18 protein-coding genes, 1 tRNA gene and 1 riboswitch are annotated in these 23,487 nt (G+C 65.4%); of the genes, 12 read left to right on the top strand and 7 right to left on the bottom strand.

The features are described 5' to 3' along the window. Positions 1–247: 247 nt before the first annotated feature. From ACFPAH_RS16705 to ACFPAH_RS16690, 4 genes are all read left to right on the top strand, one after another. A complete protein-coding gene (locus tag ACFPAH_RS16705; protein ID WP_379747531.1) occupies positions 248–1,426 on the top strand; it encodes an EAL and HDOD domain-containing protein in 1,179 nt (392 codons plus the stop codon). Further along, positions 1,419–3,494, top strand: coding sequence for a putative bifunctional diguanylate cyclase/phosphodiesterase (locus ACFPAH_RS16700; protein WP_379747529.1), 2,076 nt, complete (start codon positions 1,419–1,421; stop codon positions 3,492–3,494). Before ACFPAH_RS16705 ends, ACFPAH_RS16700 begins: the two co-directional genes overlap by 8 nt. 64 nt (positions 3,495–3,558) lie before the next feature. Beyond that, positions 3,559–3,648: transfer RNA gene (locus ACFPAH_RS16695), tRNA-Ser, on the top strand. A gap of 10 nt (positions 3,649–3,658) precedes the next feature. Then, positions 3,659–4,783: an acyltransferase gene (locus ACFPAH_RS16690; protein ID WP_379747527.1), complete on the top strand. Its 1,125-nt coding sequence runs from the start codon at positions 3,659–3,661 to the stop codon at positions 4,781–4,783. Positions 4,784–4,939: 156 nt separating this feature from the next. On the opposite strand, the gene ACFPAH_RS16685 is transcribed toward ACFPAH_RS16690, so the two are convergent. Together ACFPAH_RS16685 and ACFPAH_RS16680 are read right to left on the bottom strand one after the other, a co-directional pair. Then, on the bottom strand, positions 4,940–5,794 hold the full coding sequence (locus tag ACFPAH_RS16685) for a restriction endonuclease (protein ID WP_379747525.1): 855 nt from the start codon (positions 5,792–5,794) through the stop codon (positions 4,940–4,942). Between the two features lie 282 nt (positions 5,795–6,076). Next, a complete protein-coding gene (locus tag ACFPAH_RS16680) occupies positions 6,077–6,790 on the bottom strand; it encodes a PEP-CTERM sorting domain-containing protein (RefSeq protein ID WP_379747523.1) in 714 nt (237 codons plus the stop codon). A gap of 455 nt (positions 6,791–7,245) precedes the next feature. Continuing rightward, positions 7,246–7,332, top strand: a riboswitch (cyclic di-GMP riboswitch). Between the two features lie 109 nt (positions 7,333–7,441). Here ACFPAH_RS16680 and ACFPAH_RS16675 point away from each other — a divergent pair. The 6 genes from ACFPAH_RS16675 to ACFPAH_RS16650 all read left to right on the top strand — a co-directional run bounded on the left by ACFPAH_RS16675 (position 7,442) and on the right by ACFPAH_RS16650 (position 15,371). After that, the gene (locus ACFPAH_RS16675; protein ID WP_379747521.1) at positions 7,442–9,247 is read left to right on the top strand and encodes a S8 family serine peptidase; all 1,806 of its coding nucleotides are present in this window, start codon (positions 7,442–7,444) and stop codon (positions 9,245–9,247) included. Positions 9,248–9,659: 412 nt separating this feature from the next. Beyond that, a complete protein-coding gene (locus ACFPAH_RS16670) occupies positions 9,660–10,805 on the top strand; it encodes a TRAP transporter substrate-binding protein (RefSeq protein WP_379747519.1) in 1,146 nt (381 codons plus the stop codon). 109 nt (positions 10,806–10,914) lie between these two features. Continuing rightward, the gene (locus ACFPAH_RS16665) at positions 10,915–11,535 is read left to right on the top strand and encodes a TRAP transporter small permease subunit (protein ID WP_379747517.1); all 621 of its coding nucleotides are present in this window, start codon (positions 10,915–10,917) and stop codon (positions 11,533–11,535) included. Beyond that, the gene (locus ACFPAH_RS16660) at positions 11,532–13,511 is read left to right on the top strand and encodes a TRAP transporter large permease (RefSeq protein ID WP_379747515.1); all 1,980 of its coding nucleotides are present in this window, start codon (positions 11,532–11,534) and stop codon (positions 13,509–13,511) included. The genes ACFPAH_RS16665 and ACFPAH_RS16660 overlap by 4 nt, the downstream gene beginning before the upstream one ends. Positions 13,512–13,766: 255 nt before the next feature. Next, the gene (locus tag ACFPAH_RS16655; protein WP_379747513.1) at positions 13,767–14,843 is read left to right on the top strand and encodes a porin; all 1,077 of its coding nucleotides are present in this window, start codon (positions 13,767–13,769) and stop codon (positions 14,841–14,843) included. 96 nt (positions 14,844–14,939) lie between these two features. Beyond that, positions 14,940–15,371 (top strand): hypothetical protein, encoded by a 432-nt coding sequence (locus ACFPAH_RS16650; protein ID WP_379747511.1) that lies wholly within the window; start codon positions 14,940–14,942, stop codon positions 15,369–15,371. Between the two features lie 223 nt (positions 15,372–15,594). Here ACFPAH_RS16650 and ACFPAH_RS16645 read toward each other — a convergent pair whose 3' ends face one another. The 3 genes from ACFPAH_RS16645 to ACFPAH_RS16635 all read right to left on the bottom strand — a co-directional run bounded on the left by ACFPAH_RS16645 (position 15,595) and on the right by ACFPAH_RS16635 (position 18,110). Then, a complete protein-coding gene (locus ACFPAH_RS16645; protein WP_379747509.1) occupies positions 15,595–16,629 on the bottom strand; it encodes an SDR family oxidoreductase in 1,035 nt (344 codons plus the stop codon). A gap of 115 nt (positions 16,630–16,744) precedes the next feature. Continuing rightward, positions 16,745–17,752 (bottom strand): sulfate ABC transporter substrate-binding protein, encoded by a 1,008-nt coding sequence (locus ACFPAH_RS16640; protein WP_379747507.1) that lies wholly within the window; start codon positions 17,750–17,752, stop codon positions 16,745–16,747. Positions 17,753–17,897: 145 nt separating this feature from the next. Then, entirely contained in the window at positions 17,898–18,110 is a 213-nt protein-coding gene (locus ACFPAH_RS16635; protein WP_379747505.1) for a hypothetical protein, read from the bottom strand. A gap of 140 nt (positions 18,111–18,250) precedes the next feature. Here ACFPAH_RS16635 and ACFPAH_RS16630 point away from each other — a divergent pair, with 140 nt between their 5' ends. Both ACFPAH_RS16630 and ACFPAH_RS16625 read left to right on the top strand, forming a co-directional pair. Beyond that, positions 18,251–19,039 (top strand): phosphatase PAP2 family protein, encoded by a 789-nt coding sequence (locus ACFPAH_RS16630; protein WP_379747503.1) that lies wholly within the window; start codon positions 18,251–18,253, stop codon positions 19,037–19,039. After that, positions 19,039–19,875 carry a metallophosphoesterase family protein gene (locus tag ACFPAH_RS16625; RefSeq protein ID WP_379747501.1) on the top strand — a complete coding sequence of 279 codons (837 nt, stop codon included), beginning with the start codon at positions 19,039–19,041 and terminating at the stop codon, positions 19,873–19,875. Before ACFPAH_RS16630 ends, ACFPAH_RS16625 begins: the two co-directional genes overlap by 1 nt. A gap of 18 nt (positions 19,876–19,893) precedes the next feature. Here ACFPAH_RS16625 and cls read toward each other — a convergent pair whose 3' ends face one another. Both cls and ACFPAH_RS16615 read right to left on the bottom strand, forming a co-directional pair. After that, positions 19,894–21,282, bottom strand: coding sequence for a cardiolipin synthase (gene cls, locus ACFPAH_RS16620; protein ID WP_379747499.1), 1,389 nt, complete (start codon positions 21,280–21,282; stop codon positions 19,894–19,896). Further along, a complete protein-coding gene (locus ACFPAH_RS16615; RefSeq protein WP_379747497.1) occupies positions 21,279–23,450 on the bottom strand; it encodes a site-specific recombinase in 2,172 nt (723 codons plus the stop codon). The genes cls and ACFPAH_RS16615 overlap by 4 nt, the downstream gene beginning before the upstream one ends. Positions 23,451–23,487 lie beyond the last annotated feature (37 nt).

Here is a 23,487-nt window from a genome sequence, read left to right as displayed (position 1 = left end):
TTTCTACCAAGCGCGGCGCCTCCGCCACCGTGTCCGGCACGGCGACGACGTGACGAGAGACCGATCCGAATCTTGGGCTTATCTTGCACTATTACTGGAAAGGCAAGCGCATGATTCTAACCCGCAAAGGATGCAATATTGACTACGTATTATCACGTAGATAATGTATCCTTATGGAAACATTTTCTGTTGCTTTTAGCTAAATCCTCGTCTAAGATGGGTCGACTGACCACTTGGAAGAAGCCTGATGGCTGTGCCGGACTCGAACCACTTTCCGCCCGTGTGCCTGCACCCCGTCGCCAACCGGCAGAACGGGTGGGTGGCGCTGCTCGCCGAGCCGGCGCGCGGGTCGGCCGCGCACACGCTGGCGCCGGAGACCCTGGGCGCGCTGTTCGGCAGCGCCGACCTGCTCGCGGCCATCGCTCCCCTCGATTGCGTCGTGCGCCTGGCCTCGCCCGGCGTGCTGTCCCCGAAGCTGCTGGCGCTGCTGCCGGCAAGCCGCGTGGTGCTGGCCTTCGATGCCGCCGCGCTGGCCGAGGACGGCGCACACCAGCGCCTGGCCGCCCTCCATGACAGCGGCTACCGCCTGATGCTCGACGGCGCGCCGGCGCCGGACGCCTTGCTGCCGGCCGTCGCCCGTGCCGTTGCGCTCGACTGCCGCGATGCTTCTCCGCCGCCGGCCAGCCTGCTGTCCGCGTTCGGCCCGCACCTGGCGCGCCGGGTCGACAGCGCACAGCGCTTCGCCGAATGCGCCAGGGCCGGCTTCGACTGGTTCAGCGGCGCCTATCCCTTCGATACGGCCGACGGGCAGGGCCAGGACGGACCCTCGCGCCGCCGCATCCTCGGCCTGCTCGCGCTGCTGGCGCGCGATGCCGACTCGCGCGAACTCGAGAGCCTGCTGCGCCAGGACCCGGTGCTGTCGTTTCACCTGCTGCGGCTGGTGAACTCCGCCGCCTTTGCCCTCAACACCCCGATTACCGGTGTCGTCCAGGCCATCGCCGTCCTCGGCCGGCGCCAGCTGCAGCGCTGGCTGCAGCTGCTGCTGTACGCGGGCGGCGCCGCCGACGGCCTGCCGAACCTGCTGTTGCCGCTGGCGGCGCTGCGCGCCGGCCAGCTGGAGATGCTGTGCAAGGCGCAAGGCGGCGAGCGCGATGCGCAGGACCTGGCCTTCATGTGCGGCGCCTTCTCGCTGCTCGACCGGCTGCTGGGCATGCCGATGGCCGAGATCGTCGCCGACCTGCGCCTCCCGGGCCACGTCGAGGCGGCGCTGCTCGAACGCAGCGGCACGCTGGGCAGCCTGCTGCGCATGGCCGAGCAGGGCGCGGACGCCGGCGGGCTGCGGGCGGCCGGCATCGACGGCGCGACCTGGTGGTCGAGCGTGCTGCACGCCCATCACTGGGCGATCCAGGTGGCGCGCAATGTCTGACGCGCTGGTGGCGACAAGCCAGGACCAGGACGGCGATTTCGTCGCCTGCAGCGCGGCCGTGAGCGCGGCCGTCATGCGCCTGCGCGGCGAGCTGCTGGCCGAGGAGCTGGGCCGCATCGCGCGGCTGCTGCTGGCCAGCCCCGAGGGCCGCTTCCTGGCGGCCGACCCGCTGGCGCCGGCCCCCGAACCCTGCCTGGCCCCGCCCGGCATGCTGGTGCACGAGATCCATCTCGACGGCAGCTACTACGGCTGCTACGAAGTCGGCGGACGGGCCGGCTACGACGCCCACGACCGGCGCCAGCTGGCCGGCCTGGCCGCGCTCACCGGCACCCTGCTGCAGGTGCATTCGCTGGCCCAGCGCGCGACGCATGCCTATGCCCAGGTCGAGGGACAGCTGGCGCACCAGTCGCAGATCCTCGACCAGATCCACGAATCCGTGCTGACGCTCGACCTGATGGGCTACATCACGAGCTGGAACGGCGGCGCCGAGCGCCTGTTCGGCTACACGGCGCTGGAAGCGGTGGGCCGCAACATCCTGTTCCTGTACGCCGACGATGACCAGGCGGACGACCTGAGCCTGCCCGACGCCTTTGCCGACGAGGGCGGGCGCATGATGGAAGTGCGGCGCCGCAAGAAGTCGGGCGAAGTCTTCTGGGCCAGCCTGTCGCTGACCCCGCTGCGCGACCTCGAGGAGCGCCCGGTCGGGCTGATCGCCTACCTGACCGACATCACCGAGCGCAAGCTGGCCGAAGAGCGCCTGCACCACCTGGCCTATTACAACGAGCTGACCGGGCTGCCCAACCGCACCCTGTTCGCGCGCCTGGTCGACCAGGCGCTGATGGTCGCGCAGCGCAACGACGCCGCCGGCTGCGTGCTCTTCCTCGACCTGAACCGTTTTAAACTGATCAACGACACCCTCGGGCGCCGCGTCGGCGACGAGCTGCTGCGCCAGGTCGCGGCCCGCCTGCGCGGCACGCTGCGCGAGGAAGACGTGGTGGCCCACCTGTCCGGCGACGAATTCGCCGTCGGCCTGTTCGACATCCGCCAGCACTTCGAGGCCACCACCGTGGCCCAGAAGCTGCAGGCCGCGCTCGACGCGCCTTTCCTGGTCGACGGCCACGACCTGCGCATCGGCGCCAGCGTCGGCATCAGCGTCTACCCGCAGGACGGCATGGATGCCGACACCCTGCTGCGCATGGCCGACATCGCGATGGCGCGCGCCAAGGAAGGGCATGCGAACCCGGACCACAGCGTCGCCTTCTACAGTTTCGACATGAACCGCGGCATGCACGAGCGCATGCGGCTCGAGTCGGGCTTGCGCCAGGCAATCGGCAACGGCGAGCTGCTGCTGTACTACCAGCCGAAGTTCGAAATCGGCACCGACCGCATCGTCGGCGCCGAGGCCCTGGTGCGCTGGTCCCATCCCGAGCGCGGCCTGGTGCCGCCGATCGACTTCATCCCGCTGGCCGAAACGACGGGCCTGATCGTGCAGGTGGGCGAATGGGTGCTGGAACGGGCCTGCGCCCAGGCGGCCGAGTGGCAGCGCGCCGGCCTGCCGCCGCTGCGCCTGGCCGTGAACGTCTCGGCGCGCGAGTTCACGTCCGCGCTGCCGGAGCGCGTCGCCACGACCCTGGCGCGCTACCGGCTCGAGCCCTGCTGGCTCGAGCTCGAAATCACCGAGAGCACGCTGATGCACGACATCGACCGCGTGATCGGCATCATGGACCGCATCAACGCGCTGGGTGTCGCCCTGTCGCTGGACGACTTCGGCACCGGCTACTCGAGCCTGTCCTACCTGAAGCGCTTCCCGATCCACACCCTCAAGATCGACCGCTCCTTCACGACCGGCATCCCGGTCGACGCCAGCGACTGCGCCATCGCCAGCACCATCATCAGCATCGGCCGCCAGCTCGGACACCGCGTGATTGCCGAAGGAGTGGAGACGCTCGAGCAGCTGAGCTTCCTGCGCGCCTCGGGCTGTGACGAGGTGCAGGGCTACCTGTACGCCGCGCCGCTTCCGGCCGGGCGTTTCGAGCAGGGGCTGAGGGAAAATTGGCTGCTGGTCTAGCGCGTGCCCGCCCCGATCATCTGCCGCCGGCAGAGTGAATTATGTATAATGCCGGTTCTTCACAGGAAGCGTGGCCGAGTGGTTGAAGGCAGCAGTCTTGAAAACTGCCGACGGGGGAACCCGTTCGTGAGTTCGAATCTCACCGCTTCCGCCAAGAATTCCCGATGCGTGGCACTTGCGGCCCTCGTCCGCAGCCCGGCTTCCTGCCGGTGGGCGTGTCTCGGTTGCTTAAAAATAACAATACGGCCTTTATGCGTGAAATGACCGCCCTGAAAACGGACAGAGACGTCTCGCTCGATTGCATTCGCCTGGTTGCCATCTTCATGGTCATTTGTATCCACGTATCGGCCAAGGGTTTCCCCTTGTTGAACGAGCGCCACTGGTGGGCGGTGAACGCCTACGAAAGCCTGTCGCGCATGGCGGTGCCCTTGTTCTTCATGGTGACCGGCGCGCTACTCCTGCCGCGTGAATCGACGGTCTCCTCGATCCTGAAGCGATTGTGGCGCATTGGTGTTCCGCTCTTCGCCTGGTCCGTCCTCTACCTGGCCTGGTTCAAGTACACCGGCACGGATTTCGATGCATGGATTGCCCGCATCCTGAAAGCACCCGTCGTCGCCCACCTGTGGTACCTCTACACGCTGCTTGGCGCTTATCTCTTCCTTCCTGTAATGGCCGGGTTTTTCCAGGCCAATACGACGAAAACGCTGCTGTTCGTGATGGGGGCGTGGCTGGTCGGTGCGACGCTGGTGCCAACCGTGTTCTTTATCACCCAGCAAGAGTACGTCGGCATCAACTGGGGCTTCCTCTCGCTGTACGCCGGCTATATCGTGCTTGGCGCCGTGCTCTACGGCCGGGTACAGTTCAAGCGCTCGTGGACGGTGCCCGCCTTGCTCGTGTGGTTCGGGAGTACCGCCGCGATCGCCGTCCTGACCTGGGTGCGGTCGGTGCAGGTCGCGCAGGGGAACGAGACCTTCTATGCCTATACTTCGCCATTCGTGGCCCTGGCCGCGGCCGCGGCCTTCCTGCTGCTGAAGGAATACAGTGGCGCCCTCGTGACCAGGTCGCAGACCCTGGTGAAGGCCCTCAAACCCCTGAGCCGGGTGAATTTCGGCGTTTACCTGGTGCACGTCATGGTGCTGTTCGCACTCGACATCCGGGGCTTCGATTACAACTTCATCAATCCGTGGATCGGGATTCCGGTCGTCACGGTCGCGGCCTTCCTCATTTCCGCGGCCATCGTGGCGTTATTGCAGAAGATCCCGGTCGTGCGTGCGATCGTGCCCGCGTGACCAGGTACGGCTCCCCGGCGCCCGCCGGCCGGCCAGCACGTGCACGGGGTCTGGTCTGACATTCGGACACGGTCCCTATGGCCACAATATTTTGCCGGAGTAGTCGGCCCTGCATTGGCACCAAGCTTGTGTCAGGCTGCCGCCTTACTCCCTCATTCACTCTGCAGAAACCGTGCCCCTGCAAGATGGATACGTCGAGCAGCCCCAGAATTGTTTTCCTGCGTTCGCACCCCGCTGAGCCGTCCGCAACAGCATGGAGTTGGCGCAGAGTGGGCAGTTGGGATGCGCTCTCCCGGCCCCGGCCGTTGCAGGGGTAGCCACCGGCCTCGCAGCAGGGACACGCGGCGTTTCCCGCATCATCTTTTCGAGCTCGCTACCGCCAAGCAGGATGAGGTTGCGACCCTTCGCGAAAGCCTTGGCCTCCTCGGTGAACGTTCCACACGTCACGACAAATCCGCCTGCGGCGCCACCGGCGGCCATGACACCGTAGAGTTCCCGAATGACCGTCACCCCGACCTTCATGGCGCGCCACTGCTTGCATTGGACGACGAATTTTTCACCGTTCTTGCTGAGCACGAGATCGATACCGCCGTCGGCGCCGCCGCCACCGTTCTCCTTGACGGCAAAGCCGCGGCGGCGAAACGCTTCGCCCACCAGTTGTTCGAACTCCTGCCAGCTGATCTCTTGGAGGGGCCTCGAGCCGGCACCAGTGACGACCTTATCGACGAGTTGCGCGCGCTTCCGGCGCCGTACAAATGAAATTCCGGCCCCTGCCAAGCAAAGAAGCGGGACAAGATATTGGCCAATCTCTGCGAGGATCTGCGTCATCATGCCCACCATCACCTGGCTCATTTGTTCCGGGCTGCTGGCTGCTGTCACCAGCCGGGTGGACGCCATCGAACTTAACACGAGGTAGAAAAGGATCGCCAGCGCGACACCAGCCCACCACGGCATTGCGGCAACGATGTCGACGACATCTTCGGCAGCGCTCGTTTTCTTAATCCTCGCCATTCACTTCTCTTCGAACAGTTAACTAAATGTGCGGCGACCGAGGTAGATGCATCGATAAACATGCCTTGATCGGTAGCTCCGCCCGCAATAGAGTAGCGCTTATATTTCCTTATGACAACAAGGTTTTGATATTGAGGCGGGAGCGCGACTTTTACGAATCCCAGCAATAAAAAACGCCCGGCACATCGTGCCGGGCGACTCCCTCGAATGGAAGCGTGAACGAAACCGGCGCCCTCCAGCAGCGTGCGAACTGCCATGCTGTGGCCAACGCCATCCGATGACTCAGCCCTGCCGCCGTGCGCGGCGGCGCGCACCCCAGAAGCCGGCAAGGCCCAGGCCCAGCAGGGCGACGCTGCCCGGTTCGGGGATCTCGTTGCCGGGGCCTTGGCCGTCGTCGTCCAATGCCCTGACGAAGAAGGTGTCCGGGCCGCCGGTGGCGCCCGACAGCGAAGCGGCGAGGCCGATGCGGCTGGTGGGGCTGAGGAAGGCCTGGGCCTCGGCGGCCTGGGTGGCGTCGAGGGCGAACGTGAAGCCGGAGCGGCCGATGCCCGTCTCGGTCGTGGCGAAGGTGATCGGATTCGGCAGGCTGGCGGTGTACAGGGCAGTGCCGCCGGTGTCCGAATAGATCGAGAGGACCAGCGACTCCAGCGTGACGCCGTTCGTCGCAGTATTGCCGGGTTCGGCAGCGTTGAAGACGAACAGCAGGTCGCCGGCGTTGGTGACGTTGAGTTCGCCGAACGAATAGGTGCTGTTGTGCACGCCGCCTGGCTGGACAGTGCCGGTGGTCGTGTCGCTGCCGCCGGAGCGCATCACCGCGCCGGAGGTGAGTCCGGTCTGGTTGTTGTTCTGGAGGGTGAGTACCGTATTCACGTTACCGAATCCTGTGCCGGTATCGGTAATCGTGCCTACCTGGATGAGCGAGGCCTGGCTGGACCCTGCCGCACCCAGCAATGCTGCGGTCGCAATGAAACGCTTGAGTGTCTTTGGAGCATTCATGGTATGGCCTTTTCAATCAACATTTGATCAGGTTTGTTATCGCAACTATTTGGTCAAAAGAAAATTTCCTTGTAACCATTAGCAGCTCGAATTCCGGACTTTGCACTATTCCCCCATTGAAATAGCAATACATTGCCGAGAATCACCATGATTTATGCAAGATGCATGCCGCAAAAAAGAAGGCCATGTAAATCAAGGGCTTGTAAATACAGATGGGATTTGGAAAACGATGATGTGTAAATTCTTTCGACGTTGATGTAACACAAATATTTGGGCGCAAGAAACGAATCCATTAATCAACATTTTTCCCGCAACAAATAAAAGCCGGCAGCGCAGTTGTTTAAAGCGCCATAGCGCTGCTCTTTTCGACAACTGTGCTTTTGCATTAAGACGAAAAACCCACGCTGCATGACAGTGAAGTTGCGTTCGGGAATTAGACCGTCTAACATCGATTCACTCTGAAAAGGCATACCGCGCGAAAGCGCGGGACGCAAAGTCACGGTCTACCGGGCGCACCGCCCCATGACGGCAGGACTGCCAGATGCATGTGTTTCGATCGCCGGACCGTCCGCCGACCTTGCTTGTCGCCGGCGCGGCCGGGTGCGCTCGCACGCGGGCAGTCCTGTTGATAATTAATCAACAGGATTAGCAATGAACAGCAACAAACCTAGCTTTACCATCCTCGCCTGCGCCATCGCCGCCTTGGGCGCCAGCCTTGCCTGCAGCGCGTCGGCAGCACAGCCCGGCGATTTCGTGCGCGGACGGGTACTGGTCGAGGTGCGCGACGGGGTAACGCCCCAGGCCCTCGACACCATCGTCAACATACCCGGCCACAAGCGCCGCAAGCTGGGCCAGAGCGGCCTGCACATCGTCGACCTTCCCGGAAATGCTTCGGAACAAGCCGTGCTGGCGCGCCTGCGCCACAATCCGCATGTCAAATTTGCCGAACTCGACAGGCTGGTGGAGAGCACGCTGGCCGTCAACGATCCGTACATCGGCAGCGCATGGCATGTCAACAAGATCGGCGCGCCGCTGGCCTGGGACACGACGCTGGGCGCCGGCGTGACGATCGCCATCCTCGATTCCGGTATCGATTCTGCCCATCCCGACCTGGTGCCGAACCTGGTTCCAGGGTTCAACTTCTACGATTCGAATACCAACCTCGCCGACGTATGCGGCCACGGGACCTCGGTCGCGGGCGCGGCTGCGGCGGTCAGCAACAACGGCGTCGGCGTGGTCGGCATCGCGGGCGGGGCGCGCATCATGCCGCTGCGCGTGGCCTATCGCGATGCCGCCAGCGGCACCTGCTATGGCTCGTACAGCACGATCGCGCGCGGCCTGATCCATGCGGCCGACAACGGCGCGCGGGTGGCCAACGTCAGCTATGGCGGCGTCACCACCAGCAGCTCGGTCACCAGCGCCGCCAACTACCTGAAGTCGAAGGGTGGTCTGGTATTCGTTTCGTCCGGAAATACGGGCACCGACCAGGGCTATGCGCCCAACAGTGCAATGATCGTCGTCGGCGCCACCACCAGCAGCGACAGCCGCGCGAGCTGGTCCAGTTACGGCAGTTTCGTGTCGCTGGCGGCGCCCGGCAGCGGCATCTGGACCACCCGCCAGGGCGGCGGCTATGCAAGCGTCAACGGCACCTCGTATGCGAGCCCGGTAGCCGCCGGCGTGGCGGCCCTGATGATGGCGGCCGCCCCGGCCTTGTCGGGGGCGGCGATCGAAAGCCTGCTGTTCTCGACCGCGCTCGACCTCGGCACCGCGGGCCGCGACAAGTACTTCGGTCATGGGCGCGTGAATGCCGTGGCCGCCGTGCAGGCGGCCCGCGCGGCACTGCCGCCGCCGGACGCGAGCGCGCCCGTCGCCGCGATCACCGCGCCGCTCGGCAGCAGCAGCGTCAGCGGGCTGGTCGCGGTGGATGCCAGCGCCACCGACAATGTCGGCGTGACGCGCGTGGACCTCGAGGTCAACGGCAGCGTCGTGGCCAGCGACAGCAGCGCGCCCTTCGGCTTCAGCTGGAACTCGGCCGGTTCGCCGAACGGCATGAACAACCTGGTCGCCATCGCCTACGATGCGGCGGGCAACGCCGGACGCTCGGCCGCCGTCGCCGTCAACGTGGCGAATGCGGCGCCGCTGGGCGGCGCGACGGGTTCGGGTAGCGGCAGCGCAGCCGATACCACGGCGCCAACGGTGCGCATCGTCAACCCGGTTGCCGGCTCGGCCTCGGGCACGGTGTCGGTCAGCGTGAGTGCCGGCGATAACCTGGGCGCGGCTGCCTTGTCCCAGCAACTGCTGATCGACGGCAAGCTCGTCGCCCAGGGCACCGGCGGCACGCTGGCGTATGGCTGGAACACCCGCAAGTGGGCAGCCGGCGTGCACACCGTCCAGGCCGTGGTGCGCGACGCCGCCGGCAACATCGGCCAGGCCAGCGTCAGCGTGACGGTCCGCTAAGCTTTTAGGCCTGCGCGCCGCCTTGCCCAGGGCAGGGCGGCGCTCATCCGCGGCGTAGCGCCCGCTACGCCGGCTTCCTGCGCCCCAACAGCGCATCTCCTCCTTCCCCACGACGGATTTGCAGCGCGAAATCCGCATCATTTCAGTTCCGCTTGACGCGCCGCATGCGTAAGCCCGGCGTCGCCGCGGTCCAACTGGAAGCGCGACCCGGGTCCTCGAGCGCCCGCGCGCGGCCGTCAGGGCGCCCCTGCACGCTTCCGGCGTAAGAAATCCGTAAGGAAACAAGCCCATTCTGCGAAGAGTTGTGCCAAATATGCATCCAAGGAGGTCCTGCCCAATTCCACAAGCTGTGCGTGTGTCGATTCAGTCGTTTATCAGTCGCTTATACATATAACTAGACAGGAGACGTACCATGAAGAAGGTTGACAAGGAGTCGAAGCAATCCGTATCGAACCGCCGTAAGTTCCTGGGAACTGCCGCAGCGTCCACGATGCTGGCAGTCCCGATGATCGCCACCGCACAGACACCCAAGCAGATGCGCTTCCAGAGCACCTGGCCGAGCAAGGACATCTTCCACGAATACGCGCTCGACTTCGCCAAGAAGGTCAACGACATGACCGGCGGCGAACTGAAGATCGAGGTGCTGCCGGCCGGGGCCGTGGTGCCGGCCTTCGGCCTGCTCGACGCAGTGTCGAAGGGCACGCTCGACGGCGGCCACGGCGTGATGGGCTACAACTACGGCAAGCAGAGCGCGATTGCGCTGTGGACCTCGGGTCCGGCCTTCGGCATGGATGCCAACATGGTCCTGGCCTGGCACAAGTACGGCGGCGGCAAGGAATTGCTGGCCGAGCTGTATAACGGGATCGGGGCCAACGTCGTCTCCTTCCTGACCGGCCCGATGCCGACCCAGCCGCTGGGCTGGTTCAAGAAGCCGATCAGCAAGGTCGAAGACCTGAAGGGCACCAAGTTCCGCACCAACGGCCTGGCGATCGACCTGTTCACCGCCATGGGCGCGGCGGTGAATGCGCTGCCGGCCGGCGAGATCGTGCCGGCCATGGACCGCGGCCTGCTCGACGGCGCCGAATTCAACAATGCCAGCTCCGACCGCCTGCTCGGCTTCCCCGACGTGTCCAAGGTCTGCATGCTGCAAAGCTTCCACCAGAGCTCGGAGACCTTCGAGATCTCCTTCAACAAGACCAAGTACAACGCGCTGCCGCCGAAGATGAAGGCGATCATCGAGAACGCGGTCGAAGCGTCCTCGTCCGACATGGCCTGGAAGGCGGTCGACCGCTATTCGAAGGACTACCGCGAGATGCAGGCCCAGCAGGGCGTCAAGTTCTACAAGACGCCGGACTCGGTGTTGCAGGCGCAGCTGGCGGTATGGGACGAGGTGGTGGCCAAGAAAGGGGCCGGCAACGCGCTGTTCAAGAAAGTCGAGGCGTCCATGCGCGCCTTTGCCGAACGCGCCATGAAGTGGGACATGGACACCAACAACCCGCGCCGCATGGCCTACAACCACTATTTCGGACGCAAGGCGCCGGCGCCGAAGAAGGCGTAAGCGGCCCGTCGCAGCAATAGCACGCAGCAATAACACGCAGCAATAACACTGTTGTAGTCACCCCGCCCGAGCGCGGGGTGGCGCTTCGTTTGCGTCCGGGAGCAGCTTCATGCAGAACGTCTTGTTTTTTGTCGACCGGGTCAGCAGCCTGGTCGGCCAGGCATTTTCCTGGCTGATCGTCGTGCTTACCTTCCTCATCACCTGGGAAGTGTTTGCGCGCTATGCGCTCAATTCGCCCAATCCCTGGGCTTTCGACCTGATGATCATGATGTACGGCGCCGCCTTCATGATGGCCGGCGCCTACACGCTGGCCAAGAACGGCCACGTGCGCGGCGACGTGCTGTACAGCTTCTTTCCGCCGCGCCTGCAGGCCGGCCTCGACTTGCTGCTCTACATCGTCTTCTTCATCCCCGGCGTGGTCGCCCTGGTCTGGGCCGGCTACACCTACGCCGCCGAGTCGTTCGCCATCCGCGAGCATTCCACGCTCACCGCCAATGGCCCCCCCTTATATCCCTTCAAGATGGTCATTCCCTTCGCCGGCATCCTGCTCCTGCTGCAGGGCTTCGTCGAAATCGTGCGCTGCGTGATCTGCCTGCGCAGGGGCGAGTGGCCCGCGCGCGAGGCCGATGTCGAGGAAGTCGACGTCGACAAGCTCAAGGCGATGGTGCATGTGGACGAGGCCAGCGGCGCCACTGGCGAGGCCGGGGCAAGAGGGGCGGGAACGAAATGAAAAAAGAAATCTGGTTCGGCCTGTCGATCCTGCTGGCGATCGTCATCGGCCTGTTCATCCTGATGCCGGCGCCGGCCGACATGACCAACGGCCACCTCGGCCTGCTGATGCTGGCGCTGGTGGTGGTCGCCATCATGCTCGGGTTCCCGACCGCATTCACTTTGATGGGCATGGGCATGATGTTCGCCTGGTTCGCCTTCCACAGCCAGGACCCCAGCCAGGCAGTCGGGCTCACGCTCGACCTGATGGTGCAGCGCGCCTATTCCGTCATGGCCAACGACGTCCTGATCTCGATTCCGCTGTTTATCTTCATGGGCTACCTGGTCGAGCGCGCCAACCTGATCGAGCGGCTGTTCAAGAGCCTGCACCTGGCGATGGCGCGCATTCCCGGCTCGCTGGCGGTGGCGACCATCGTCACCTGCGCCATTTTCGCCACCGCCACCGGCATCGTCGGCGCCGTCGTCACCCTGATGGGGCTGCTGGCGCTGCCGGCCATGCTCAAGGCCGGCTACAGTACCCAGCTCTCGGCCGGTTCGATCACGGCCGGCGGCTGCCTGGGCATCCTGATCCCGCCCTCGGTGCTCCTGATCGTGTATGGCGCAACGGCCGGGGTATCGGTGGTCAAGCTGTATGCCGGCGCCTTGTTCCCGGGGATCATGCTGGCCAGCATGTACATCGGTTACGTGCTGCTGGTGGCCAAGCTCAAACCCTCGGCCGCGCCGCCGCTGCCGGCCTCGGAACGGGTCGTCGCGCTGCCGCCATTCGCGCAAGCCATTCCCGGGGCCTACAGCAAACCGGCCGTGCCGGGACTGCTGGGTGCCATCAAGGGCGCGCGCGGCGCGAACGTGCCCAGCCGCACGCTGATGTCCAACCTGTTCGTGGCCTTGCTGCCGGCACTGGCCTTTGCCGCCGTGATGGGCGTGAGCTACCGGATCGTCACCGCGCCCGAGGCCGCCCCGACGGAGCTGGTCGAAATGGGCGCCGAGCAGTCGTTCGATGTGGTCCAGGGTGAAGGGGAGGGCGACAGCGGCGGCTTGCAGGAACCGCCCGCCGAGGATGGCCTGGCCGAGCCGCCGGTGGAGGCAGTCGCGGACACGGCGCTGGCCGAGCCTCCCGCCGAAGGTGCCGCGGCCATGCCGCCGGTGGCGGCACCGGCCGCGGCGGCGTCGCCCGAGCGCATCGAGGCCGCGGCGCAAGTCCCGGCGGTCGAGCCGCTGGCCAAGCCAGCGTCGCGCACCTTCTGGATCGCGCTGGCGGCAGGCGCGGCGGCGCTGCTGGTGTTTTATATCTTCTTCAGCTTCGCGCGGCTCGAGATCTTCAAGATGCTGCTCGGCTCGCTGTTCCCGCTGGCGATCATGATCCTGGCCGTGCTCGGCAGCATCGTGTTCGGCCTGGCCACGCCGACCGAGGCGGCGGCGATGGGCGCCTTCGGCGGCCTGATCCTCGCCATTGCCTACCGCAGGTTCAATTTCAACCTGCTGCGCGAATCGGCCCACCTGACGGCCAAGACGACGGCGATGGTGTGCTGGCTGTTCGTCGGTTCGAGCATCTTCTCGGCCGCCTTTGCCCTGCTGGGCGGGCAGGAGATCATCAACGCCTGGGTGCTGGGGATGAACCTGACGCCGGTGCAGTTCATGATCCTGGCGCAGGTCATCATTTTCCTGCTCGGCTGGCCGCTCGAGTGGACCGAGATCATCGTCATTTTCATGCCGATCTTCGTGCCGCTGCTGGCCCACTTCAACATCGATCCATTGTTCTTCGGACTGCTGGTGGCGATGAACCTGCAGACGGCCTTCCTGTCGCCGCCGGTGGCCATGTCGGCCTTCTACCTGAAGGGCGTGGCGCCGCCGCATGTGACCCTGAACCAGATTTTCATGGGCATGCTGCCGTTCATGGGCATCCAGGTGCTGGCGATCATGCTGCTGTACGCTTTCCCGGCGATCGGATTGTGGCTGCCGGGAGTGCTGTACAAGTAAGGCGCCCGGTTGCAGGTCTGGCCCGCGAAAAGCCCCGTTGTTCGGGGCTTTTCGTTGATGGCGGGGTGTTGCTGAAAAAGTGTGGCGCACAAGGAACGAATACGGCCGCTTCGTGGAGGCTCGACATCGAAAAACAAGTAACCGTCAGAGTCCGCCTACAAAAAGAGAAGCCATTACGGTCAGCCGTATGTGCGACATTCCGCAGATGAACCCGCTTGATAGGGGTAAGGTAGAGGCGTAGAGAGGATTACGCCGATGCTCAAGTCGTTCGTCACAGCCGCAATACTTGGAGGAAGCGCCGCTGCCGTGTGCGCCCAGAACGGTGTCACGACCTATGGCGTGCTCGACGCCGGCGTCGTGACCCAGAAGGGCTGCGCCGGACCCTGTACGACAACGGTCGGCAGCGGGCTGGCGTCGGAGTCGCATATCGGCATCCAGGGCAGCGAACCGCTGGGCGAGACCACCGCCGCGATCTTTGCACTGGAAACGGGGGTGAATCTCGATACCGGCCGCGCCGACGCCGGCGACCGCGGTTCCCGGCGCCAGGTCTGGGTAGGCCTGGCAGGTGAATTCGGCGCACTGACGGTCGGACGCCAGTACAGCCTGCAATACCTGGCGCTGACCGATGTCGCCGATCCGTTCAAGGGCGGCATGGCGGGCAGCGCCAGCAACCTGATCGGGGGAGGGCGCCGCGTCGACAACAGCGTGCAGTATTACGGCGCACTTGCGCGCGGCCTGTCGGCAGGCGCCTCGTATTCGTTCAAGGAACAGGTCGACACCTCGCCCGCCGGGCGCGCCTGGGGCATGACGGTCGGCATCGAGCGCGGTCCGCTGACCGTGCGCGCGGCGCACCAGAACCAGAGCGCCGTGCGCGTGCAGTTCAACAGCAAGACCCACAACGACGCCGTCGCCCGCAATTCGATCCTGGCCGCCAACCTGCGCCTGGGCTGGGGCACGGCCTATGCCGCTTACAGCCTGAGCCGCGGCTGGGCGAGCTCGCCGCTGTTCAATCCCGACAATCCGTATGGCGCGGGCATTGCGCGCACGGCATCGAGCAACAGCCGCGACGTGCTGGTCGGCATGGCCGTCCCGGTGAGCGCACGGACCACCTTGCTGGCCTCGTATATCACCAAGGACGACCGCGACCTCGCCAACCAGGACGCCAACCAGATCGCTTTTGGCGCCAGCCACGCGGTCTCGCGCCGCACCGATTTCTATGCGGCCTATTCGCGCATCCGTAACCGCAACGGCGCCGCCTATACGGTCGGTAACGCCACCTCGCGCGGCAGCGGCAACTCGGCCTTGAACGTCGGCATGCGCCACGCGTTTTGAGCGCATCGTCCTGTTCTATCGAGCCGTGCGCGGCGACGCGGCTTCGACAATTTCTGTAGCCTGAACCTATCTGACAACCATCTTCACGGAGGCATTATGACTGGCGCTAGCACACTCGATCCGGACAACTTCCCGGAACGCCCAGACCGCAGCCTTGGCAAGGGCCATGGCACCGATGCACTCGGTCCGAGCGACCTGTCCGACACCGGCAGCGATGTCGTGGGCGGCCCCGGCTTCGCCACCAACCTCGACGACGACCAGCTGGTCCACCTGGACCGCGGTACCAACGAGGAAGAGGAAAGCTTCGCGGGCGACACCGCCGGCCCCGATGTGGGCGACGCCGACTTTTCGGGCGACAGCGACGCCGGCGGCACCGGCGAGCGCGCCTCGGCCGGCCGCGACACCGTCGTCAAGGATGGGGTGGACATCGACACCGACCGCGTCGAATCGATCCCGGACCTCCCATTGACGGAAGAAGATACCGACTTCCTGGCCAGCCGTCCGCCGGGAACGGACACCAAGCGCTAATAGCGACAACGGGCAGCAACGACGGGCAGCGACGACGCGCAGCGGCGGCCCGGCAGCGCGTGCCGGCGAGTCGCGCCGCCAGCCCGGCGGCACCGGCACGCGGCCTCGCGCTGCTGTCTGCCTTGCCGGGCCAGGCAAGGCATCGGCCCCGCGCCAGGCCCGCTTGCGCAGCTACCCGACTCTGCAGCTGCCCGATTACACAGCTACCCGGATCGCGATCGGCTTACACGGGACGGCCCGCGTTGCGGCGCGACAGGCCCCAGGCCGCGAGCAGGGCGCCACCGCCAATCAGGGCCGCCGCCAGCGGTTTCTTGTTGAGGGTGGCCGCCGTGTAGACCGAGATTTCCCTCACCGAACGTCCCGTCATGCCCTGGCGCTCGCGCAGGGTCTGGGACGGGTCCGGCGCATGCAAGGCGTCGCGCCTGCCCGGGATCTTGTCGAGTTTCGACTTTTGCTGGCGCCACATGCTCGCGTTCATGAACTGGTCGAGCATGCGCGGCATGTGAGCGTTGCTGGAAGAAATCACTTTCGAGGCGGCGCCGACGAAGACGTCGCGTTTCGGATGCTCGGCGCAGTAGAGGATGGCGCGCGCCACGATTTCCGGGGCATACACGGGTGGCGGCAGCGCCGGTTCCTTGTCCATGTAGTTCTTCGCGTGCACCGCGAACAGGGTGTCGATGGCAGCCGGCTTGACCAGCGTCACCGAGATCGGCGCCCCTTCTTTTTCCAGTTCCATCCGCAGCGATTCGGTGAAGGCTTTCACCGCATGCTTGGACGCCGAATACATGCCTTGAAGGGGCGCGGCGCGGTCCGATACCTCGCTGCCGACATTGATCAGGGCGCCGCCGCCGCGCAGCTTCATGCGCTTGACCGCTTCCAGCGAGCCGTTCACGACGCCCCAGAAGTTGGTCTGGAACAGGCGCTGGTGGTCTTCCGGCGATACATCCTCGAGCCGCCCGAAGATGCCGACCCCGGCATTGTTGATCCAGGTATCGATGCGCCCGAAGCGCTCGAGCGCCACCTGGCCGATGCGCTCGACGTCGGCCGGGTTGCCGACGTCGGCGGCCACGGTGGCCACCTGGGCGCCGTGGCGGCGCAGCTCGCTCGACAGCTGGTCGAGCGCCTCGCCGTTGCGCGCGGCGAGCACGAGTCGCGCACCCTGTTCGGCGGCGAGGCGGGCAGTGGTCAGGCCGATGCCGCTACTGGCACCGGTGATGACCATGACCTGTTCGTTGATATGGCGAAGTTTTACGGACATGACGCTTCCTTTCCTTAAGTAGTACGGGAAGGGCCGCGCGCATGCAGACATGCAGGACATGCGGGCGGCCACCTGTTATCCAGATAACAGTCGTGGCCATCCGCCATATTTCAAGTCATTTTTTGCCGGGCTGGTAAACCTGGTCGAACACGCCGCCATCGGCAAAGTGCGCCTTCTGGGCCTGGACCCAGTTGCCCGCCACCGCGTCCAGGGTGAACAGCTTGATGTTGGGGAACTGCGCCGCATACTTGCGCGAGAATTTCTCGACCGAGGGACGGTAATAATTTTTCGCGATGATGTCCTGGCCCTCGTCGCTGTACAGGTAGTCGAGATAGGCCTGGGCCACCGCGCGCGTGCCGCGCTTGTCGACCACCTTGTCGACCACGGCGACCGGCGGCTCGGCCAGGATGCTCACGCTGGGCGCGACGATCTCGAACTTGCCCTGCCCCAGCTCGCGCAGGGCCAGCAGGGCTTCGTTTTCCCAGGCCAGCAGCACGTCGCCGATGCCACGCTCGACAAAGGTGGTGGTGGCGCCGCGCGCGCCGGAATCGAGCACCGGCACGTTCTTGTACAGGCGATTGATGAAGTCGCGCGCGCTCGCTTCGCTGGCACCCGGCTGGCGCAGGGCATAGCCCCAGGCGGCGAGGTGGTTCCAGCGGGCGCCGCCCGAGGTCTTCGGATTCGGGGTGATGACGGCCACGCCCGGCTTGACCAGGTCGCCCCAGTCGCGGATGCCTTTCGGGTTGCCCTTGCGCACCAGGAACACGATGGTCGAGGTGTAGGGCGCACTGCGGTTCTTCAGGCGATCCTGCCAGTTGTGCGCGATAAGGCCGCGTTCACTGATAGCATCGATGTCATAAGCCAGCGCCAGCGTGACGACGTCGGCCGCCAGCCCGTCGATCACGGCGCGGGCCTGCTTGCCGGAGCCGCCGTGCGACTGCCGCACGGTGACCTTGTCGCCGGTCTTGGCCTTCCAGTGGCGGGCAAAGGCGGCGTCGAAGTCCTGGTACAGCTCGCGCGTCGGGTCGTAGGACACGTTGAGCAGGGTAGTGTCGGCCGCGAAGGCGGTCGACTGGGCCAACAGCAGCAGGGCGGCCAGCGCAGGGGCGATTTTCTTGATCATTCGCTTCTTTCGGAGAGTGGAGGAGTTACCGCTAGGGTATTGCTCCGCTCATCCGAAGAAAACGAATGATTTCAGCTATCGATATGAGGATTTCAATGCGGACGCCCGACCCGCATGTCAGCGCGCAGAACTTGCGGCGAACCGATTAGTGCGCCTTCGAAAGGATCAGCAACCAGCGGCCAAACAGCAGCACTTCCAGGTGGCCCGCTTCGACCCCGGTGTCGCATTCGATGATCGGATTGATCGGGTAGAAGCGCTTGCGGAAGTCACGGGTGATCAGAATTTCGCGGCGGCCAAAACGCATAAGAAAAGGTGCAGGAGCGTATTCCAGGCCGAAGGCGTTGTTCAGAGTGGTCATTGACGTTTCCCTTGTTTGAATTATGTTGGTCAGTGAAAACAGAATAGCACAACTACTGTATAAATCCACAGGTACTGTACAAAACACCAGTAAAAAATTTTTAGTGTGGTTTTTTTGCCATGCATCCCCATCTGGCCCGAATGGATAACTCGCCTACCTCCCGCCTGCACCGTTTCGCCGCTGCCCGCCTTTCTTCCGACGAGATCTTCGGCCTGCACCTGACCCTGGGCCTGCTCGTGCTGCTGCTGGCGGTGGCCGGTTTTGCGCGCATCGCCGGCGCCGTGGTGGACGGCGCCCCGATCACCGAGCTCGACCTGCAGCTGGCGACCTGGCTGCATACCCACGCCCACGCGAGCGCGGGCCTGCGCCACTTCCTGCTGGCCGTGACCCACCTGCACAGCACGCCCGGCGTGCTCGGGCTGACCGCACTCGCGGCCTTCTGGATGGCGCGGCGCGGCGACCGCCGCTGGATGCTGACCGCGCTCGTCACGGTACCCGGCGGCATGCTGCTGAACGTGGCGATGAAGCACGCGTTTGCGCGCGCGCGGCCGTGGTTCGAAGAGCCGATCGTCCAGCTTTCCACCTACAGTTTCCCGAGCGGACATACCGTCTCGGCCACGGTGCTGTACGGCCTGCTTGCCTGTTATGGCCTCAGCCGCGCGCGCCGCTGGCCGGCGCGCATTGCCATCGTGCTGGCCGCTTGCGCGATGGTGGCGCTGGTGGCCGGCTCGCGCCTCTACCTGGGCGCGCATTACCTGTCCGACGTGCTGGCCGGTCTGGCCGAGGGCTGCGCCTGGCTGGCGGTCTGCATCACCGCCGCCGCCACGCTGAGCCGGCGCCAGGCCGCCCGGCAGGTGGACAAGGGCAAGGGCGCCGCGCACGCAACCGACAGACGCGGCACAACCAACCTGACACCCGGGGAATCCTGATGCGCACACTCATCCACCTGTCCGACTTGCATTTCGGACGCGTCGACCAGACCCTGCTGGGGCCGCTGCACGACCTCATCCATTCGATCAAGCCGGACGTGCTGGTCGTCTCCGGCGACCTGACCCAGCGGGCCCGGGCCGAACAGTTCGAAGAGGCGCGCGCCTTCCTCGACACCCTGCCGGGGCCGCAGATCGTGGTGCCGGGCAACCACGACATTTCGCTGTATAACGTGTTTCGCCGCTTCGTCAAGCCGCTCGACCGTTTCAAGCGCTACATCACCGAGGACCTCGAGCCGGTCTACGTGGACGAGGAGATCGCCGTGGTCGGGGTGAACACGGCCCGTTCGCTGACCATCAAGGACGGACGCCTCAACAAGGAGCAGGTGGCCGGCATCCGGGCCCAGCTCGAAGGACTCGACCCGAAGCTCACGCGCATCGTCGTGACCCACCATCCATTCGATTTGCCGACCACGTTCGAAGAAAAGAACCTGGTCGACCGGGCGGCGATGGCGATGGAGGTGTTCGCGCAGTGCGGCGTGGACGTGCTGCTGGCCGGCCACATGCACGTCAGCCATGCGGCCAGCACCGCCAGCCGCTACCAGATCGACGCCTACGCGGCGCTGGTGGTGCAGGCGGGGACGGCGACCTCGACACGGGGACGGGGGGAGGTCAATTCGTTCAACCTGCTGCGGGTCGAGCACGAGCGGGTCGAGATCGACCGCTACGGCTGGGATGCGCTGACGAACGCCTTCCGCGTCATCCTCACCGAAAAATTCCTGCGCACCGGGAATGTCTGGGCGCCCGCGGCGGAAGGCATGCTCGCGGCCGGCATCTGAACTACGCCGGCCGGCCGCTCAGATCCAGTATTCGGTCAGGCGCGCCGCCCATTCCTTGATCCGGTCGGACCAGGGGCGGTCGCGCCATTCTTCCAGGGTGACTTCCTTCGAACTGCGCAGGTCTTCGTTGAAGGCCGCTTCCATGTCGCGCCCGAAGGCCGGGTCGATCACGACGATGTTCAGTTCGTAGTTGTGGATGAAGCTGCGGCGGTCGATGTTGGCCGACCCGATGGTCGACCAGGCACCGTCGATCACGGCGGTCTTGGCGTGCAGCACCGCCACCTGCAGCTGGAAGATGCGCACGCCGCCTTCGAGCAGCGGCTCGTAGAAGGCGCGCCCCGCATGCATCACGAGGCCGTGGTCGGAGACGCCGGGCAGCACCAGCTTGACGTCGACCCCGCGTTTGGCGGCCGCCACCAGCGCGTCGACGACCTGCTGGTCGGGCACGAAATAGGCCGAGGTGATGTGGGCCGATTTCCTGGCTTCGTTGATCGCGACCAGCAGCGACTTGTAGATTTCCGAGTGACCGTTCGGCTCGGTGGCGAGAACGCGCACGAACTTGTCGCCGGCGGGCGCCAGGCGCGGGAAGTAGTTCGCGGGCGGCAATTCGCCGGCTTCCTGGCGCACCCAGTTGTTGACGAACGCCCATTGCAGCGTGGCTACGGCCGGACCTTCGATGCGCACGTGGGTATCGCGCCATCCGATCTTGTCCTTGTCGACGTTCTCGGGCTTGCGGCGCGAGCGGAACAGCGAACTGTTGGCGTAGTCGCTGCTGATGTTGATGCCGCCGGTGAAGGCCACCTTGCCGTCGACCACCATGATCTTGCGGTGATCGCGGTTGTTGATCGACCAGTTGCCCTTGGCCTTGGCCGGATTGATCGGATTGAACTCGAGCAGGTTGATGCCCGCCGCGCGCATGCGTCCGAAAAATTCTTTCGGCGTGCCGAGGGTCCCGACGCTGTCGTACATGACGTTCACCGTCACGCCCTGGCGCCGCTTTTCCATCAGCAGCTCGGCGAACTGCAGGCCGATCGGGTCCTGGTCGAAGATATACGTTTCCAGGTTGATGGAATTGGTGGCGGCGCGCGCGGCGGCCATCATCTCGCGCATCGTGGCCGGGCCGTCGAACAGGAGCTGCACCTGGTTGCCGGCGATCAGCGGCACGCCGGTGGCCTGCTCCTCGAGCACGGCGAGCGACTTGAGGTCGCTGGTGGCGTTGGCCCAGCGCCGCGTGAGCAGGTTCGACGCCTTGCCCTGGGGCAGGGTGCCGCGCGCGGTGGTCACGGTGGGACTGGCCTTGGCGGGAGTATCGGGCAGGCGCTCGGCGTCGGGGAGGGTGCGGCAGGAGGCGACGACGCCGGCCAGGGCCAGTGCGGCCAGCCAGAATGTGAGGCGTTTCTTGTTCATTTTGCTCCCCTTGTAGCCGTGGGGTCGACGTCCGGGACGTCCACATCCTTCGGGCCGATAAAGAAATCGATCGGCGCATGCAGGAAGCGCCGGCCGAGTGCACGCATCAGCAGGATGCTGCGCGTAAATTGGATCCTGCGTGCACGCAGCGCCACCGACAGCGCCAGGTGGAAACTGACCAGCAGGTTGACCGCGCCGATCAACACCACGCCCAGTGCCGCATTGGCGGCCTCGGCCCATGTTATCTGATACTCGAGGCCGACGAGCGCCGTCGCGAAATTCGCGGTCGAGAAGGTGACGTGGCGGATGTCCAGCGGCAGCCCGAGCAGGAAGCCGACGGTGCCGGTGGTGCCGAGCAGGATGCCGAAGAAGAAGTTACCCATCAGGCCGCCGAGATTGTCCTCGACATAGCGCGCCAGCCGCGCGCGCCGCTCGTGTCCCAGCAGCCAGCCGAGCCAGCGCAATTGCTGGACGCGCTGGCCCATGCGCGTGTACAGCGCCTTGTTGTCGTAGTAGCCCGATATCAGTCCTGCCACGAACAGCCAGACCCCCGCAATGGCCGCATACAGCAGGGCCGGGCTGTGGATCGGGTCGACGTCGTGCAGCAGGTGGTGCGCCTTCTGCGGCGTGACCAGGTGGTGCCCGGTCATTTGTTGGTAGGCGATGGCAATGAGGAGGGCGGTCGGGAAGGCCACGGCGACGTTGCCGATCACGGCCATGATCTGGGTCCGGAATACCTTGTTGACGAGTTCGGCCATGCTGTCGAAGTCGGGGCGCCGGCCGTCGCGGCTGTGCAGGCCGGCGGCGATGCGCTGGGCCGTCATGGCCGGCTGCTTGGTGGCGATGGTCCAGTGCAGCATGTGCACGAGCATGAAGCCGAGCGAATAGTTCATGCTGAAGAGGAAGGCTTCGACCAGGGGCGCGGCGCGCAGGTAGCCCAGCAGGATCTTGAACATCGCCATGAAGCCGACGATGAAGCCGGCGCCGGCGGCGGCCTTGAACATGCCGCGCAACTGGGCCCGGCTTTCGGCGATGTAGTGCTCGCCGGTGCGGCTCGCATTTTCGGTGACGTTGCGCGCCAGCAGGTCGATGTTGTCCTTGAACAGGCCGCGCACGCGGTATTTCGTGTTGTGCGCTTCGACCAGTTCCTGGGCCAGCTCGACGGCGGCGGCGCGCCTTGCCGTCAGCGGGCGCGGCGGACTCGGGGTATAGACGGCCGCCACCAGCGCGCGGCCCTGGGGCGGCTGCACGACCATCTCGAGTGTCTGGGTGCCGGGTTCCTCGCTTGGTGCCGGCAGCAACTGCTGCGCCGCGTCCCGGGCGGCGTCGCGGCCGCCGTCGCCGATCTCGACCAGGAACAGCAGCTTGCGCAGGCGCTCGATGCTCTGGGCGATGGCAACCAGCACATAGGTCAGCGCGACGCTGGTGCCGAAGGACAGGGAGTTGCGCCGGATCTTGGCGATCACGTCCTCGCACTGGTCGAGCATCACCACCAGGTGGCGCGCGTCTTCCGGCAATTGCGGGCTGCCTTCGAGGTAGCGCTGGTAGTCGTCGAGGTAGTGGTTGACCTCGATGTTCTGCATCAGGAAGGGCGAGTCGAAGTCCTCGATCTCGCTGTAGCTGTGCACCAGGCGCGGCTCCAGGCCCAGCGCGCAGATGCGGCAGGACAGGGTGCGGATGGCGTCGAGCATGCCCAGCACCGTGACCAGGTGCGCCCGGTCGGGCGCGGCGTCGCGCGGCGGCGGCGCCTCGGCCACCACGTCGAACAGGGCCAGCCAGTCGGCGTCCGGCACCGAGCGTATCCACTCGTAGTCGTCGTCCCGGTACAGCACCTGGTTGAGCGCGTCCGACAGATACAGGTCGTCGAGCGCGGGCGGCAGGAGGCGGTAGGAAATCCGGCGTTTGAGTTCGGTAAAAAAGCCGTCGTTCGAGAGGATGCCGATGTCGCTGTAGAGGCTGGTGTGGCGGCGCTTCTCGAGCATGGTGACGATATAACTGCGCAGCGCCCAGGCCTGCTCGGGGTTGCCGCGCAGGAGCTGGGTGAGCGTGCGTACCGCGGCGCGCGCGCGCGACAGGTCGCCCCGGCGCGGCCGCAGACATTCGACCAGTTCGACCAGCAAGTCGATGCGGTCGGAGTGCGGGTCGATTTGTTCAAGAATAGCAAGCATACAATTTCCGTTACCCTGAGGGGTAACAGTGTACGCG

The organism is Massilia sp. GCM10023247 (assembly GCF_042653325.1).
Taxonomy (GTDB): domain Bacteria; phylum Pseudomonadota; class Gammaproteobacteria; order Burkholderiales; family Burkholderiaceae_D; genus Telluria.
This window is presented reverse-complemented; position numbering and strand designations above follow the sequence as displayed.